This is a genomic window from Comamonas sp. F1-6, from assembly GCF_039581415.1.
GTDB classification, from domain to species: Bacteria; Pseudomonadota; Gammaproteobacteria; order Burkholderiales; family Burkholderiaceae_C; genus Comamonas; species Comamonas thiooxydans.
The window spans coordinates 107,535-124,316 of record NZ_JBCPWN010000003.1; the positions used below are offsets into that span (position 1 = coordinate 107,535).

Below are 16,782 nucleotides of genomic sequence, written 5' to 3' on the forward strand. Positions count from 1 at the left end.
AACAGCACGTCAAGGCCGCATATCCGGCTCTACTCTGATTTGATAGCTTGTTGCGTAAGCGGGATAAGGAATCTGGACTGATTTCCGCTGGTTTTCCTTGCAGGATCAGCGTGACGTGCTATTCCACTGCACGTCAGGGCGCAGCAGATGGGCGTCGCGCACGCGGCGTGTGTAGCCGGTGCGGTCGAAGAATTCGAGAATCTGGATGGCGCGCTTGCGGCCCAGACCAGTGGCGTCGCGAAATGCGCTGGCTTCCACTTCACCCCTGGCGTGCTGGCTGGCGATGTCGGCAACCAGGGCGGCGAGTTCGTCCATGCGCGACGGTGCATAGAACAAGTCCTTGACGACCTGGAACAGCTGGCCCTGGCGCGAAAGCTTTTTGAGCAACTGGCGCACCAGCTCTTCGCCTGCAGCATGGTCGCGCGCCAGATCGCGCACCCAGGGCGGGTCATAGCGGCCTGCAGCAATGGCGGGCAGCAGTTTTTCGGCCAGCGTCTGCTCGGCGCTGCTAAGCTGCACGCTGTGCTGCGGCAAATGCAGCCAGGCGCCGGTGCTGGCTAGCAACTGGCTGTTGAGCAGGGCATCGACCAGGCCCTGATAGAGCGCGTCGTAGCTGCCTTGCTGCAGGCCGGGCAAGGCCATGCGCCTCAGTCTGGCCGCGTTGACGCCGGGCTCGTCGGGCGATTTTTCATGAAAGCGCGCCAGGCTGTCGATGACCTGGGTCTGCAGCTGCTGCCAGCGCTGCAGGCCAAGCACCAGGGCATCGCCGCCGGCGATGGGCAACTGGATGGTGTCGGCAAGGCTGGCCTCGGGGAAGGCATGGCCGCTCAGACGCACCAGCTGCGAATGTGCAATGCCGTGCGGGGCCTGTACGATCAGCGGTCTGAAGTCGTTGCGGGCGATTAGCTGCTCCATGGCGTCGAGGTAGGCCATGCGCTCCGCGCTGCGGCGCTTGCGGCTCGGGGCATAGGGGTCGAGCACCATGCCGCCGGCGATGGTGCGGCTGGCCTGGGCGTTGCGCAGAATCAGGCGGTCGCCGGGCAGGGCAAAGACCGGCGCATCGAGCACCAGCTGCACGCGGGCTTCGGTACCGGGCTCTATGGCCTCGTCCTGTAGCAGCGCCACATGGCCCGTGGTGCGCTTGGTGCCCAGGTGCACATGGACTGGCGTCCACTGGGCCAGCAAGGGCGCTTCGCTGAGCAGATGCAGATGAATGTCGAAGCGGTCCGTGGCCTGCAGCAGGCGTTGGTCCATGATCCAGTCGCCGCGTTCGATCTCGTCCTTGCCTATGCCCGCCAGATTGAGTGCGCAGCGCTGGCCGGCGACGCCGCTGTCGCTGCTCTGGTTCTGTGCATGAATGCTGCGCACACGCACGGCCTGACCACTGGCCGAGTGCGCCAGCGTGTCGCCCACCCGCACCTGGCCATTGAAGACCGTGCCCGTGACCACCGTGCCCTGGCCCGGCAGCGTGAAGACGCGGTCCACGGCGAGCCGGAACAATCCGTCTCGGGGACGCGCCTGCATCATCTGGGCCTGCACCTGCAGATGTTCGCGCAGGGCCTTTACGCCGGCATTGCCGGGTTCTGCAGCATTGGTCTCGAAGATGGGGCTGTCCGCCAGCGCAGTGACGCCGAGAATGGCGTTGATTTCGCGGTGCACGTCGGCAATGCGCTGCGGCAGCACGCGATCGACCTTGGTCAGCGCCACGCTGCCACGCCTGACACCCAGCAGCTGCAGAATTTCAAGGTGCTCCAGGGTCTGGGGCATGACGCCGTCGTCGGCAGCCACGACCAGCAGGGCGTGGTCAATGCCCACGGCTCCGGCGGCCATGGTGTGGACGAATTTCTCGTGGCCCGGCACGTCGATGATGCCCAGCACATCGCCGTTGGGCAACGGGCTGTAGGCATAACCGAGTTCTATGGAGATGCCGCGGGCTTTCTCTTCCTTGAGACGGTCGGTTTCCACGCCCGTGAGCGCACGCACCAGCGTGGTTTTGCCGTGGTCGATATGGCCTGCGGTTCCGATGATCATGGTGTGCTTGTAGTTTTGTTGGCTGCTGGCGCTTGTGTATCAAGCGATGCAAGGTGTTTTTGTATGAATTCCGGGGGCCGGGGCCATGGGACTGCCTCAGGCCAGCTGCGGCAGTTGCGCGGCAAACAGGGCCTGCGCCGGGTGTTCGAGGCAGCGCAGATCCAGCCACAGCGCATCGTCATGCAGCCGCCCGATCACGGGCCGGGGCAGGGCGCGAAAGCGCGCTTCGAGCCGGGTCAGCTGGCGACCCGCATGCTTGCCGCTGGCCGGATAAATCCTGAGGCCGAAGCTGGGCAGATTTTCCACGGGCAGGGCGCCGCTGCCGATCTGGCTGTTCATGGCCGCCATCTCCACCACATAGTCCTGGCCCAGTGCCTGCTGCAGCAGAGGCTGCAGCTGCTCGGCCTGGATCTGCATGTCGCTGGCCTGGCGCGTGAACAGGCGCAGCGTGGTCAACTCATGGGCGAGCTTTTCGGGGTTCAGATACAGGCGCAGCGTGGGCTCCAGTGCTGCCAGCGTGATCTTGCCCACGCGCAGCGCGCGCTTGAGCGGGTTCTTCTTGATCTGGGTGATCAGCTCCTTTTTGCCGACGATGATGCCGGCCTGCGGGCCGCCCAGGAGCTTGTCGCCGCTGAAGGTGACGATGTCGGCACCGGACTCGACCGTCTCGCGCACCGTGACTTCATAGGGCAGGCCCCAGTCGCGCATGTCGATCAGCGTGCCGCTGCCCAGGTCGACAATCATCGGCAGATTGCTGTCGTGCGCAATGCGGGCAACATCGGCATCGCTCACCGCCTTGGTAAAGCCGGTGATGGCGTAGTTGCTGCAGTGAACCTTCATGAGCGCGGCCGTGTTCTCGCCTATGGCCTCTGCATAGTCTTTCTCATGCGTGCGGTTGGTGGTGCCGACCTCGACGAGCCGGGCGCCGGCGCGGGTCATGACATCGGGAATGCGGAAGGCGCCGCCGATTTCCACCAGCTCGCCGCGCGAGACCAGAACTTCCTTGCCCGTGGCCATGGTGGACAGCACCAGCAGTACGGCTGCGGCGTTGTTGTTGACAACGGTGGCGGCCTCGGCCCCAGTCAGCTCGCAGATCAGCGACTCGACCAGGTCGTCGCGATCGCCGCGGCCGCCGTCTTCAAGGTCATATTCCAGGTTGGCCGGGGAGTTCATGGCCTGTACCACGGCATCGATCGCGGCCTGCGGCAGCAATGCGCGGCCCAGGTTGGTGTGCAGCACCGTGCCGGTGAGATTGAAGACGGCTTGCAGGCGTGGCGCAAACCGGGTCTGAAGCTGGCGTTGTGCGGCCTGTACGATGCTGCCGATGTCGGCCTGCACGCTCTGGCCGGGCTGATCGGCAAAACCCAGTAGCTGCTGGCGCAGCCCCGTCAGCACATCGCGGACTGCCTTGGTGCAGGCATCGAGGCCATAGGACTCGCGTAGCACCTGCATCTCGTTCGCGAGCAAGACCTTGTCCACGGCGGGAAGCTGGGATGGGTGCGAAATTTCAGGGGCGGTCGCTGCGATGTTGCTCATGGCCAAGGTGTATCGGGTCTTCAAAAAAATGAAAAAGGCGGCAGGAGTTCCTGCCGCCTTCATTATGGTGGCGGTTGGAGCCGGCAGGTTTACGCAGCAGGGTCCACTAGTTCGTGATCGGCTTCGCCTTGCTGCTCTTCGGCTACGGCCACAAACAGCAAAGGATTGGCGCTGGCGCGCTGGAACTGGGTCTCGCTCATCAGCAGATCCAGCATCAGGCTGGCCAGATCGTCGACGAGAGGTTCGACCATGGGGTTCTTTTCCTGATTCACGATCTTGCGATAGCTGCCGCATTCGTCGCAGGTCTCGGCCAGAACTTCTTCGCCCGAACCGTCAATGCCCTGGTAGTGGATGCCCTTGGTCGATTCGCAGTGCGTGCACTTGACGCGAACCATATGCCATTCGCAGGCGCAGGTGCCGCAATGAGCGTAACGGTGACCGGCCACTTTGCCGCCAATGCGGATGACGCTGGCCACAGGCTCGCTGGCGCAGACGGGGCAGATGCTGGCGGGGTCGGTGTAGGGAACGTCGCGGGCACTGAGACTGGCCGAACGCTTGGCAAAGGTCACTTGCAGCGCAGCCATGATGAAGGGTGCCATGCCCACGTGGCGGGCGGCGACTTCCTTTTGCAGCAGCTTTTTGGCAATGTCTGCACGGGTCTCGGGAGTCAGTGCACGCAGCTCCTTGAGCAGGGGCTGCAGCGGTGCAGGCAGGCCTTCGCTGCCCTGCAGCGTGTCGAGCATATTGTCCAGTACGGCCTGCCAGGCGGGATCGATGGTGTCCACTGCGGGCAGCAGGGGCATGGAGTGCTCCTGAGCACGCGCCATGAGTTCGGCATCGGGTGCAGATATCTCGATAGTGGCGGCAGCCTTGTGCTGCGCATCCATGATCTGGGCCACAAACAGCAGATAGTCTGCAATGGGATTGCCGTTGGCCAGCTGGCGCAGGCGTGCAGCGCGTTCGGCGAACAGACTGCTTACCTGGGGCAGCAAGATGCGGGGAAAGCTGGTGTGATCCAGTGCTTCGATTTCACCGGGTTGAAGAATGCGTTGCATTGACAGGGTTTCCAAATGAATCAGCCGCCGAGCGCCGATAAACGCTTGGCGGCTGGGTTGTTAGGGGAGAGGACTAAAAACCTTAGTCGTTGTCACCCGTCATCTTGCGGTACCAGCCGCGGTGGTGTTGCTTGGCCCAGGCTCGCGTTACTGTGCCATAAAGCATGGCGCGAATGGTGCCGCGAGTCCAGATGGCTGCATACACGTGCATGATGATCAGACCGATCATCCACACGGCAGCGATGGCGTGAACCACCGAAGCCGCTCGCACCACGTTGACCGGCAATGTCCACCAAGCGCGCCACATCAGAAAGCCGGTGATCACGATCAGCAGCATGCCGATTACCAGGCCCCAGAACAACAGCTTCTGACCGCCGTTGTACTTGCCCTGTTCGGGCATGTCGTGGTCGTCGCCATCGATCATCTTGTTGACGTTCTTGAGCCATTCGATGTCGCGCGGCTCAACGATGTTGAGCTTGGCAAAACGGCAGGCCATGATGACGAAGAATGCGCCCATGACAACCCCGATGTAGGGGTGCAGGATGCGGGTCCAGGGACCGCCACCGAACAGATTGGTCAACCAGAAGAAGGCCGGGTGAAAGAACGCCAGACCGGACAGGGCCAGCAAGATGAAGCAAATGCCTACCACCCAGTGGTTGGCGCGCTCCGATGCGTTGTAGCGCACGAGGTCGCGAGGATTGCGTTTCATTTGCCGTTCTCCTTGTTCAGCGCTTCGGCGTCCTTGCGTTCCATTTCATCCTCAAGGTCCTTGGACACGTCGTTGGGTCCCTTGGTGATGTAGTGGAACAGGCTGCCGATTGCGGCTGCGCCCAGTGCGGCCATGGCCAGAGGCTTGGCTACACCCTTCCACAGCGACACCATGGGGCTGATGGACGGATCGTCCGGCAGGCCCTTGTACAGCGAAGGTTTGTCCGCGTGATGCAGAACGTACATCACGTGCGTGCCGCCCACGCCTTGCGGGTCGTAGAGGCCTGCCTTTTCGTAGCCGCGTTCCTTGAGGTCCACGACACGGCGGGACGCTTGTTCCTGCATGGCTTCCTTGGTGCCAAACTGGATGGCGCCCGTGGGGCAGGTCTTGACGCAGGCGGGCTCCTGACCAACAGCCACGCGATCCGAACACAAGGTGCACTTGTACGCCTTGTTGTCCTTCTTGGAGATGCGCGGAATGTTGAACGGGCAGCCCGTGACGCAGTAGCCGCAGCCCACGCACTGGTCTTGCTGGAAGTCCACGATGCCGTTGGCATATTGGACGATGGCGCCAGGCGAGGGGCAGGCCTTCAGGCAGCCCGGGTCTTCGCAGTGCATGCAGCCGTCCTTGCGGATCAGCCACTCCAGATTGCCTGTGGCTTCGTTTTCGTACTCGGCAAAGCGCATCACGGTCCAAGACTCCGACGTCAGATCCGTCGGGTTGTCGTAGACGCCTGCGGCAACCGTGCCGATTTCGTCGCGAAGGTCGTTCCACTCCATGCAGGCGGTCTGGCAAGCCTTGCAGCCAATGCATTTGGAGACGTCGATCAGCTTGGCGACTTCCCCCGCGTGCGCACCGCGTGCGCTCGGTGAGGGGGTTGTCGTGGCCGAACGGCGTTTGATATCGAGAGACATGGTTGAGGACATCAGCGTGGCTCCTTAGATCTTTTCCACCTTCACGAGGAAGGTCTTGGATTCAGGGGTCAAGCTGTTACCGTCACCCACGGAGGCTGTCAGGTTGTTCGCCAGATAGCCCTTGCGTCCCGTCGTGGAGAAGCCCCAGTGAATCGGCACACCCACGTGATGGATGGTCTTGCCATCGATCTTCATGGGCTTGATGCGCTTGGTCACCACGGCAACCGCCTTCACGAAACCGCGCTTGGACGAAACCTTGACCTTCTGGCCGGTCTCTATGCCCAGTTCCTTGCCCAGTGCCTCGCCGATTTCCACAAACTGTTCGGGCTGAACGATGTTGTTCAGCTGAACATGCTTGGTCCAGTAATGGAAGTGCTCGGTCAGGCGGTAGGTCGTGCCTACATGCGGGTAGTCCTTGGGGTCGCCCTGCGTGTCCTTGGCAGTTGCCAGGATGCGCATCACGGGGCTGATGACGGCCTGCTTGTTGTTGGGGTACATGGGGTTGTAGCCCAGCGGGTTGTCAAACGCCTCGTAGTGCGTGGGGAACGGACCTTCTGCCATGCCCTTGCGAGCAAACAGACGGGCCACCCCTTCGGGGTTCATGATGAAGGGATTGATCACCTCGGGATCCAGGCCCACGGCCACGTCCGGCACGTCCGCTCCACCCCACTGCTTGCCGTTCCATTTGATCAGCACGCGCTCTGGGTTGAAGGGCTTGCCCTGGCGGTCGCAAGACGCGCGGTTGTAAAGCACGCGGCGATTCGCAGGCCAGGCCCAGGCCCAGTTCAGCGTGTTGCCGATGCCTGTTGGATCGCTGTTGTCACGACGAGCCATCTGGTTGCCGGAAGAGGTCCAACTGCCAGCCCAGATCCAGCAGCCACCCAGGGTGGTGCCGTCATCGCGCATTTCGCCAAAGCCCGCCAACTGCTCGCCGGCCTTGCGGATGAGCTTGGTGGGGTCCTTGGGATCGAACAGATCCACCAACGCACGGCCGTTGTATTCCTTGGCCACTTCCTCGGAAGAGGGGTGATCGGCTTCAGCGTAAGGCCAGTACAGGTTGGTGATGGGCTCGGAGAACTTGCCGCCTTCCTTCTGATAGAGAGCCTTCAGGCGCAGGTGCAGACCAGACATGATGGCAATGTCGGTCTTGGCCTCTCCTGGGGGCTCGGCAGCCTTCCAGTGCCACTGCAGCACGCGCGAGGAGCTGACCACGGCACCGTCTTCTTCGGCGAAGCAAGTGGTAGGCAGGCGGAACACCTCGGTTTGAATCGAAGCCGAGTCCACGTCGTTGAATTCGCCGTGGTTCTTCCAGAATTCCGAAGTTTCCGTAACCAGCGGATCCATGATGACCAGGAACTTCAGCTTCTTGAGACCTTCGCGCACGCTGTTGCTATTGGCCAGAGCCGCCAAGGGGTTGAAGCCTTGAGCGATATAGCCGTTGACCTTGCCCTGCGTCATCATCTCGAAGATCTGCAGCATGTCGTACTGCTTGTCCAACTTGGGCAGATAGTCGAACGCCCAGTTGTTTTCAGCAGTTGCGGCCGCGCCCCACCACGCCTTCATCAGGCTGACATGGAACTTGGGCGTGTTCGACCAGTAATTCATCTGGCCGGGACGCAGCAGCTTGGGCGTGCGAGTGGCGATGTACTGGTTGTAGTCCTGTTCGGCTTCGTTTGGCAGCGTCAGGTACCCGGGAAGCGAAGCAGACAGGATGCCCAGGTCCGTCAGGCCCTGGATGTTGGAGTGGCCGCGCAGCGCGTTCATGCCGCCGCCAGCGATACCGATATTGCCCAGCAGCAGCTGGATCATGGCGCCGGTACGCAGGATCTGCGCACCCGTGGTGTGCTGGGTCCAGCCCAGTGCGTACAGGATGGTGGCAACACGGCCGGCTTCGGCGGTCGAAGCAAGCTTCTCGCACACGTGCAGGAATTTTTCCTTGGGTGTGCCGCAGATGGATTCCACCTTCTCGGGGGTATAGCCGGCGTAGTGCTTCTTGAGCCACTGATAGACGCAGCGAGGGTGTTCCAGAGTGGGATCGACCTTCACGAAGCCGTCTTCACCCAGTTCGTAGTCCCACGACGCCTTGTCATAGGTACGCTTTTCAGGGTTGTAGCCGGAGAAAATGCCTTCGTCGAACGCAAAGTCCTCGCGCACGATGAATGAGAAGTCCGTGTAGTTCTTCACATACTCGTGGTGAATCCTGTCGTTTGTCAGCAGGTAATTGATCACGCCACCGAGGAAGACGATGTCCGAGCCGGAGCGGATCGGCGCATAGAAGTCAGCCACGGATGCCGAGCGGTTGAAGCGCGGATCGACCACCATGAAGTGAGCCTTGTTGTGCTCCTTCGCTTCGGTCACCCACTTGAAGCCGCAGGGGTGTGCTTCGGCGGCATTGCCGCCCATGATCAAAATAACGTCCGCGTTCTTGATGTCGACCCAATGGTTCGTCATCGCTCCACGGCCAAACGTCGGGGCAAGACCTGCCACCGTCGGGCCGTGTCAGACACGTGCTTGGTTATCGAGTGCAAGAAGGCCCCAGGATCGGGCCACTTTGTGCGTGATGTAGCCGGCTTCGTTGCTGGAGGCCGAAGCGGCCAGCATGCCGGTGGTCAGCCAGCGGTTGACCTTCTGGCCTTTTTCGTTGGTTTCAACGAAATTGGCGTCGCGGTCTTCCTTGAGCAGCTTGGCGATGCGGTTCAGTGCCTCGTCCCAGGACATGCGCTTCCACTCGGACGAGCCGGGGGCGCGGTATTCGGGGTACTTGAGGCGGCTGGGGCTGTGGACAAAGTCCAGCAGCGATGCACCCTTGGGGCACAGCGTGCCGCGATTGACCGGATGATCCGGGTCGCCTTCCACGTGCATCACGGACAGACGGGAGTTTTTCCCGCCGTCGCCCAGGGAGTACATGAGGATGCCGCAGCCTACGGAGCAGTAGGTGCAGGTTTGACGGGTTACGGTGGTGGCTGACAGTTTGTACTGTCGCACCTCAGCAAGGGCGGCTGTGGGTGAGAAGCCCATCAGCGCCAAGCTTGAACCCGCCAGAGTCGAACCAGTCACTTTCATGAACTGGCGTCTGGAGAATTGGTCCATTGTGGGGTACCTTTTCGTATGAACGCTTATGTGAAAGCAAATTTTACGACCCCCCCCATTTTTGATAGCAGTTACAAACCCTTAATTCTTGAGTAACGTTGAGCGACTTTGAGTTTTATGTTTCGTTTTTGTTTTTCTTAATGATGGCGATAGTTTTCAACCTACACCTCTAAACCTATCAACTTTCAGCTCGAAAAGCCATCGGTCAGCAGGCCGGGTTGAACAGGAAATCCCTAATCTGTGTCGCTTTTGCGTGTTTCGGCAGGAAGGGGCGCGACGGTGGGGGCAGGGCCTTCTACAGGCTGTTGCGGATCGGCTGATGTGCGCTTTTGCGCGATTTCCTGGTTCAGCAACTTCTCCTCCTGCTCCTGCATGGTGGCAAACAACTCCCAGGCCGCCATGAACAGGGCGGCGATGGCCGGACCGAGCACAAAGCCCGAAAGACCGAACAAGGCCATGCCCCCCAGGGTGGAGATCAGAACCACATAGTCGGGCATTTTGGTGTCCTTGCCGACCAGCAGGGGGCGCAACACGTTGTCCACCAGGCCGATGACCAGTACGCCATAAGCGGCAAGGATCAGGCCTTTGGTGACGGCGCCCGTTGCCAGAAAGTAGATGGCCACCGGCCCCCAGACCAGGCCTGCTCCCACTGCTGGCAGCAGCGACAGAAATGCCATGACCACGGCCCAGAGTACTGCACCCTGAATGCCCAGAATCCAGAAAATCAGCCCCCCCAGCGCGCCCTGGGCGGCTGCAACGGCCAGATTGCCCTTGACTGTGGCCCGGATGACGGTAATGAACTTGATGGCCAGTTCGCGCTTGTGTTCGGGTGCGAGCGGTGTGGCTGCCCAGATGCGTGCGACCAACTCCTTGCCGTCACGCAGCAGAAAAAAGATCAGGTAGAGCATGACGCCAAAGCCCACCACAAAGCCCAGGGTGTTCTGACCCAGCCCCACAGCTTTGGTGGCGGCGAGCTTGCTGGCCTGCAGGGCGATGTTGGAGAGCTTGGTCTGGATTTCCTCCAGAGTGCCCAGGTGCAGTTTTTCCATCCACGGCGTCAGCCAGGAGGGAAGGGCATTGAAGACTTGCTCCACGTAGCTGCCGGCGGACAGGTTGCCGCTGCTGATTCGATCGTAGATGGCGGCAGTCTCCTTGATGAGCGAGAGGCCTATCAGAGACAGCGGCAAAATGACCATTACCAGACTAATTAGCAAGGTTGCCAGCGCGGCCAGCGTGGGCTTGTTGGGCATGCGCATCAGCAGCTTGCGGTGCAGGGGGGCGAAGACGATGGCAAACACCACACCCCAGAAGATGGCTACGGCATATTCCTCTAGAACCAAGCCGAATCCTGCGGTTACTGCTATTAAAAGAAGAATGAATGCACGTTTGTGAAGCGGCAAAAGCGGCATGCGAATCCTTGTTTATGGAGTTCCCGCAATGTAAGCGACTCCCAGGGGTGTAAACATCTTGTCTTTTATAAGACCAAGACTTTGAACAGTGGCACAATGGCTGCCGCAACTCAAGGCCCTTCCCCAGCCACAGTCGCATCCGCCAATCGGTACAGCCGTGTCGCGGGAGGTTCTACAAACCAGCTAATGCTTTCCGAAGGAAAGCGGAGGTCAGCGAGATATGAGCGATCAGTCAACGATCTATCAAGCCTATCAAGGCAACACCTATCTGTTCGGCGGCAATGCGCCCTATGTCGAAGAGATGTACGAGAACTACCTGGCCAACCCCGGCAGCGTTCCCGATTCCTGGCGTGAATACTTCGATGCCCTGCAGCATGTGCCTGCAGTCGACGGCACCGACAACAAGGACGTTCCCCACCTGCCCGTGATCAATGCTTTCGCAGAGCGCGCAAAGCAGGGCGGCACCAAGGTGGTGGTGGCCTCGGGCGCTGACTCCGAGCTGGGTCGTAAACGCACGGCCGTGCAGCAGCTGATTGCAGCCTACCGCAACGTGGGTCAGCGCTGGGCCGACCTGGATCCTCTGAAGCGCACCGAGCGCCCCGAAATTCCCGAGCTGGAGCCTTCCTTCTACGGCTTCACCGACGCCGACCAGGAAGTGGTGTTCAACACCAGCAACACTTTCTTCGGCAAGGAAAGCATGACTTTGCGCGAGCTGATGAATGCTCTGCGCGAAACCTACTGCGGCACCCTGGGCGCCGAGTACATGTATGCCACCAATCAAAATCAGAAGCGCTGGTGGCAGCAACGCCTGGAATCCATCCGTTCCAAGCCCGTCTTCAACGCCGACGAGAAAAAGCGCATCCTGGACCGCCTGACCGCTGCCGAAGGTCTGGAGCGCTATCTGCATACCAAGTATGTGGGTCAGAAGCGCTTCTCGCTGGAAGGTGGTGAGTCCTTCATCGCCGCCATGGACGAGCTGATCAACTCTGCCAGCGCCAAGGGCGTGCAGGAAGTCGTGATCGGCATGGCTCACCGTGGCCGTCTGAACGTGCTGGTCAACACCCTGGGCAAGGCGCCCAAGGATCTGTTCGCCGAGTTCGACCACACTGCTCCCGAAGATCTGCCAGCCGGTGACGTGAAGTATCACCAGGGCTTCAGCTCCGACGTGTCTGCCAAGGGCGGTCCCGTTCACCTGTCGCTCGCCTTCAACCCCTCGCACCTGGAAATCGTCAACCCCGTGGTGGAAGGCTCGGTGCGCTCGCGCATGGACCGCCGCGACGACCCCATGGGCAAACAAGTGCTGCCCGTGCTGGTGCACGGTGACGCAGCCTTCGCCGGCCAGGGCGTGAACCAGGAAACCCTGGCGCTGTCCGAAACCCGTGGCTATACCACCGGCGGTACGGTTCACATCATCATCAACAACCAGATCGGTTTCACGACCTCTGACCCTCGCGACCTGCGCTCCACGCTGTATTGCACCGACATCGTCAAGATGATCGAGTCGCCCGTGCTGCACGTGAACGGCGATGATCCCGAAGCCGTGTGCCTGGCCATGCAGCTGGCCCTGGAATTCCGTATGGAATTCTCCAAGGACGTGGTGGTCGACATCATCTGCTTCCGCAAGCTGGGTCACAACGAGCAGGACACTCCTGCACTGACACAGCCTCTGATGTACAAGAAGATTGCTGCCCACCCCGGCACTCGCAAGCTGTACGCAGACAAGCTGGCCACTCAAGGCCTGGGCGACACGCTGGGCGACGACATGGTCAAGGCCTATCGCGCCGCCATGGACGAAGGCCGTCACACCCAGGACGTGGTACTGACCAACTTCAAGAGCAAGTACGCTGTGGACTGGAGCCCCTTCGTGGGCAAGACCTGGACCGACGCTGGCGACACAGCTATTCCCTTGACCGAGTGGAAGCGCCTGGCCGAGAAGATCACGACTCTGCCTGCCAGCGTGAACCCTCACGCCCTGGTCAAGAAGGTGTACGACGATCGCGCAGCCATGGGTCGCGGCGATGTGAACGTGGACTGGGGCATGGGTGAAACCATGGCCTTCGGCTCCCTGGTCGCTTCGGGCTATCCCGTGCGTCTGTCGGGTGAAGACTCGGGTCGCGGCACCTTCACGCACCGTCACGCCGTGGTTCATGACCAGAAGCGTGAAAAGTGGGACGAGGGCACATATATTCCTTTGCAGAACGCTGCCGAGAATCAGGCTCCGTTCGTCGTGATCGACTCCATCCTGTCCGAAGAGGCGGTGCTGGGCTTTGAATACGGCTATGCATCGAACGATCCCAACACCCTGGTGGTGTGGGAAGCCCAGTTCGGCGACTTCGCCAACGGCGCCCAGGTGGTGATCGACCAGTTCATCGCATCCGGTGAAGTGAAGTGGGGTCGTGTCAACGGCCTGACACTGATGCTGCCTCACGGCTATGAAGGCCAGGGTCCCGAGCACAGCTCGGCGCGTCTGGAGCGCTTCATGCAGCTGGCTGCTGACACCAATATGCAGATCGTGCAGCCGACAACGGCCAGCCAGATCTTCCACGTGCTGCGTCGCCAGATGGTTCGTGGCCTGCGCAAGCCGCTGGTCATCATGACTCCCAAGTCGCTGCTGCGTAACAAGGACGCCACGTCGCCCCTGTCCGAATTCACCTCTGGTGGTTTCCAGACCGTGATCCCCGAGCAGGACGAAACCATCGTCAAGAACGCTGCCAAGGTCAAGCGCATCATCGCCTGCTCGGGCAAGGTGTACTACGATCTGGTCAAGAAGCGTGCCGAGAAGGAATCCAAGGACGTCGCCATCATCCGCGTCGAGCAGTTGTATCCCTTCCCCCACAAGGCGTTCGCCGCCGAAGTGAAGAAGTACGCCAACGCTACTGACATCGTGTGGTGCCAGGATGAGCCTCAGAACCAGGGTGCCTGGTTCTTCATCCAGCACAACATCCACGAGAACATGCGTGAAGGCCAGAAGCTGGGCTACTCCGGTCGCGCTGCGTCCGCTTCGCCCGCCGTTGGCTACGCACATCTGCACCAAGAGCAACAAAAGGCACTGGTGGAAGGCGCATTCGCCAAGCTCAAGGGCTTTGTCCTGACCAAGTAATACAGGCGACACCCCCTGTCCGAGGACAGGGGGCACAAGAAACATCTTTGGAAAGAATTCAAAATGGCAATCGTTGAAGTTAAAGTCCCCCAGCTGTCCGAATCCATCACTGAAGCCACCATGCTGACCTGGAAGAAAAAGGTCGGCGAGGCCGTGGCCGTCGATGAAATCCTCATCGAAATCGAAACCGACAAGGTCGTGCTGGAAGTGCCTGCTCCTTCGGCTGGCGTGATCACTGAAATCCTGCAAGGCGACGGCGCAACCGTGGCTGCCGAGCAAGTGATCGCCAAGATCGACTCCGAAGCCGTCGCCGGTGCCGCTGCTCCTGCTGCCGCCCCCGCTGCTGCTGCGACTCCTGCTGCTGCCCCCGTGGCCGCCGCTCCTGCCGGCGCCGACAAGAGCGGCGTGGCCATGCCTGCTGCTGCCAAGATCCTGGCCGACAACAACCTGTCCGCTGCCAACGTGGCCGGCACAGGCAAGGACGGCCGCGTGACCAAGGGTGACGCCCTGGGTGCCATCAAGGCTGGCGCAGCCATCCCCACCGGCGCTCCCAAGGCGGCTCTGCCTCAGGTTGCAGCTCCCGTGACCAAGGAAAACCTGGGCGACCGTCCCGAGCAGCGCGTGCCCATGACACGTCTGCGCGCCCGTATCGCCGAGCGTCTGCTGCAATCCCAGGCTACCAACGCTATCCTGACCACGTTCAACGAAGTGAACATGGCTCCCGTGATGGAACTGCGCAAGAAGTTCCAGGACCAGTTCACCAAGGAACATGGCGTGAAGCTGGGCTTCATGTCCTTCTTCGTCAAGGCTGCAGTGCACGCCCTGAAGAAGTTCCCCGCAGTCAATGCCTCCATCGACGGCAACGACATCGTCTACCACGGCTACTTCGACATCGGTATCGCTGTGAGCTCGCCTCGCGGCCTGGTGGTGCCCATCCTGCGCAATGCAGACCAGATGAGCTTCGCCGACATCGAAAAGAAGATTGTCGAATTCGGTCAGAAGGCCAAGGAAGGCAAGCTGGGCATTGAAGAAATGACCGGCGGTACCTTCTCCATCTCCAATGGCGGTACCTTCGGTTCGATGATGTCCACCCCCATCATTAACCCCCCTCAGTCCGCCATTCTGGGCGTGCATGCCACCAAGGATCGCGCCGTGGTCGAGAACGGTCAGATCGTGATCCGTCCCATGAACTACCTGGCCATGTCCTATGACCACCGCATCATCGACGGCCGCGAAGCCGTGCTGAGCCTGGTGGCCATGAAGGACGCGCTGGAAGATCCTTCTCGCCTCCTGTTTGATCTGTAATTCAGCAGATCGAGCTTCTACAAAGCCCACCACCAAAAGCGGTGGGCTTTTTTCGAGTTAAACAGAGAAAAGATTCAAATCATGAGCAAGCAATTTGACGTCGTCGTGATCGGCGCAGGCCCCGGCGGCTACATCGCTGCCATTCGCGCTGCACAACTGGGTTTCAACGTCGCCTGTATCGACGAGTGGAAGAACGCCGCTGGCGGCGCTGCCCCCGGCGGCACCTGCACCAACGTGGGCTGCATTCCCTCCAAGGCGCTGCTGCAGTCTTCCGAGCATTTCGAGCATGCCAAGCTGCACTTTGCGGACCACGGCATCTCCACCGGCAAGGTCGAGATGGACGTGGCCAAAATGATCGCCCGCAAGGAAGCGATCGTGAAGCAGAACAACGACGGCATCCTGTACCTGTTCAAGAAGAACAAGGTCACCTTCTTCCACGGCCGCGGCTCCTTCGTCAAGGCTGTCGAAGGCGGCTACGAGATCAAGGTTGCCGGCAAGGAAGAGGAAGTCATTACCGGCAAGCAGATCGTGGTGGCCACTGGCTCCAACGCCCGTGCCCTGCCCGGCGTGGCTTTCGACGAAGAAAACATCCTGTCCAACGACGGCGCTCTGAGCCTGGGCAAGGCTCCCAAGAAGCTGGGCCTGATCGGCGCTGGCGTGATCGGCCTGGAAATGGGCTCGGTCTGGCGCCGTCTGGGCACGGAAGTGACCGTGCTCGAAGGCATGGACAATTTCCTGCCCGTGGTGGATGAGCAGATCGCCAAGGAAGCCAAGAAGGCTTTCGACAAGCAAGGTCTGAAGATCGAGTTGGGCGTGAAGATCGGTGAAGTCAAGTCCGGCAAGAAGGGCGTGACCGTTGCCTACACCAGCGCCAAGGGCGAAGCCCAGACCCTGGAAGTGGACAAGCTGATCGTGTCGATCGGCCGTACCGCCAACACCATCGGCCTGAACGCAGAAGCCGTGGGCCTGGCTCTGGACGAGCGCGGCGCCATCGTGGTGGACGATCTGTGCAAGACCAATCTGCCTGGCGTGTGGGCTGTGGGCGACGTGGTGCGCGGCCCCATGCTGGCGCACAAGGCCGAGGAAGAGGCCGTGGCCGTGGCCGAGCGCATTGCCGGCCAGCACGGCCATGTGAACTTCGCCACTCTGCCTTCGGTGATCTACACCAGCCCCGAAGTGGCATGGGTGGGTCGTACCGAGCAGCAGCTCAAGGCCGAAGGCGTCAAGTACAAGGCTGGCTCCTTCCCCTTCCTGGCCAACGGCCGCGCGCGTGCACTGGGCGACACGACCGGCATGGTCAAGTTCCTGGCCGATGCCGAGACTGACGAAATCCTGGGCGTGCACATGGTGGGTCCCATGGTGTCCGAGCTGATTTCCGAAGCCGTGGTGGCCATGGAGTTCAAGGCATCGAGCGAAGACATCGCCCGTATCTGCCACGCTCACCCCTCGCTGTCCGAATCCACCAAGGAAGCGGCTCTGGCTGTGGACAAGCGTACCCTGAACTTCTAAGTTTTTCAGTCTTGCGCGCAGGTTTTGACATGGCTGTGAAGTGCCCGCGCGCAGGCTGAGTTTCTTTTAGAATTCAGAACAAAATAGCTGCTAACGCTTAGTGCATAAGCGGTGGCAGCTATTG

General features: G+C 60.9%; 10 protein-coding genes. 3 read left to right on the forward strand and 7 right to left on the reverse strand.

The annotated features are described in order from the left end of the window. Positions 1-105 precede the first annotated feature (105 nt). The 7 genes from selB to AAIL66_RS04410 form a co-directional block, all read right to left on the reverse strand. Positions 106-2,031, reverse strand: coding sequence for a selenocysteine-specific translation elongation factor (selB, locus tag AAIL66_RS04380; protein ID WP_343496097.1), 1,926 nt, complete (start codon positions 2,029-2,031; stop codon positions 106-108). A 96-nt stretch (positions 2,032-2,127) separates the two neighbouring features. Then, positions 2,128-3,567 carry an L-seryl-tRNA(Sec) selenium transferase gene (gene selA, locus AAIL66_RS04385; RefSeq protein WP_343496098.1) on the reverse strand — a complete coding sequence of 480 codons (1,440 nt, stop codon included), beginning with the start codon at positions 3,565-3,567 and terminating at the stop codon, positions 2,128-2,130. 89 nt (positions 3,568-3,656) lie between these two features. Beyond that, on the reverse strand, positions 3,657-4,622 hold the full coding sequence (gene fdhE / locus AAIL66_RS04390; protein WP_034395201.1) for a formate dehydrogenase accessory protein FdhE: 966 nt from the start codon (positions 4,620-4,622) through the stop codon (positions 3,657-3,659). A gap of 82 nt (positions 4,623-4,704) precedes the next feature. Further along, positions 4,705-5,331, reverse strand: coding sequence for a formate dehydrogenase subunit gamma (locus tag AAIL66_RS04395; protein WP_003066500.1), 627 nt, complete (start codon positions 5,329-5,331; stop codon positions 4,705-4,707). Beyond that, entirely contained in the window at positions 5,328-6,257 is a 930-nt protein-coding gene (fdxH, locus tag AAIL66_RS04400) for a formate dehydrogenase subunit beta (RefSeq protein WP_034352334.1), read from the reverse strand. Before fdxH ends, AAIL66_RS04395 begins: the two co-directional genes overlap by 4 nt. 12 nt (positions 6,258-6,269) lie before the next feature. Beyond that, positions 6,270-9,335, reverse strand: a complete 3,066-nt coding sequence (gene fdnG / locus AAIL66_RS04405; RefSeq protein ID WP_139032061.1) for a formate dehydrogenase-N subunit alpha — start codon at positions 9,333-9,335, stop codon at positions 6,270-6,272. A gap of 233 nt (positions 9,336-9,568) precedes the next feature. Beyond that, the gene (locus AAIL66_RS04410; protein WP_034379630.1) at positions 9,569-10,744 is read right to left on the reverse strand and encodes an AI-2E family transporter; all 1,176 of its coding nucleotides are present in this window, start codon (positions 10,742-10,744) and stop codon (positions 9,569-9,571) included. Positions 10,745-10,964: 220 nt separating this feature from the next. Here AAIL66_RS04410 and AAIL66_RS04415 point away from each other — a divergent pair, with 220 nt between their 5' ends. The 3 genes from AAIL66_RS04415 (at position 10,965) to lpdA (ending at position 16,658) form a co-directional block, all read left to right on the forward strand. Then, the gene (locus tag AAIL66_RS04415) at positions 10,965-13,844 is read left to right on the forward strand and encodes a 2-oxoglutarate dehydrogenase E1 component (protein ID WP_003055529.1); all 2,880 of its coding nucleotides are present in this window, start codon (positions 10,965-10,967) and stop codon (positions 13,842-13,844) included. Positions 13,845-13,907: 63 nt separating this feature from the next. After that, complete coding sequence (gene odhB, locus AAIL66_RS04420; RefSeq protein WP_034352343.1) at positions 13,908-15,149, forward strand: 2-oxoglutarate dehydrogenase complex dihydrolipoyllysine-residue succinyltransferase; 1,242 nt, start codon at positions 13,908-13,910, stop codon at positions 15,147-15,149. Between the two features lie 81 nt (positions 15,150-15,230). Continuing rightward, positions 15,231-16,658, forward strand: a complete 1,428-nt coding sequence (gene lpdA, locus AAIL66_RS04425; protein ID WP_343496099.1) for a dihydrolipoyl dehydrogenase — start codon at positions 15,231-15,233, stop codon at positions 16,656-16,658. Positions 16,659-16,782: the final 124 nt, after the last annotated feature.

Bases quoted from the DNA above. Each gene is read 5' to 3' on its own strand.
- fdxH (WP_034352334.1), bottom strand. From the start codon at position 6,257: ATGTCCTCAACCATGTCTCTCGATATCAAACGCCGTTCGGCCACGACA.
- AAIL66_RS04415 (WP_003055529.1), top strand. From the start codon at position 10,965: ATGAGCGATCAGTCAACGATCTATCAAGCCTATCAAGGCAACACCTAT.
- lpdA (WP_343496099.1), top strand. From the start codon at position 15,231: ATGAGCAAGCAATTTGACGTCGTCGTGATCGGCGCAGGCCCCGGCGGC.
- fdhE (WP_034395201.1), bottom strand. From the start codon at position 4,622: ATGCAACGCATTCTTCAACCCGGTGAAATCGAAGCACTGGATCACACC.
- odhB (WP_034352343.1), top strand. From the start codon at position 13,908: ATGGCAATCGTTGAAGTTAAAGTCCCCCAGCTGTCCGAATCCATCACT.
- selA (WP_343496098.1), bottom strand. From the start codon at position 3,567: ATGAGCAACATCGCAGCGACCGCCCCTGAAATTTCGCACCCATCCCAG.
- selB (WP_343496097.1), bottom strand. From the start codon at position 2,031: ATGATCATCGGAACCGCAGGCCATATCGACCACGGCAAAACCACGCTG.
- AAIL66_RS04410 (WP_034379630.1), bottom strand. From the start codon at position 10,744: ATGCCGCTTTTGCCGCTTCACAAACGTGCATTCATTCTTCTTTTAATA.
- AAIL66_RS04395 (WP_003066500.1), bottom strand. From the start codon at position 5,331: ATGAAACGCAATCCTCGCGACCTCGTGCGCTACAACGCATCGGAGCGC.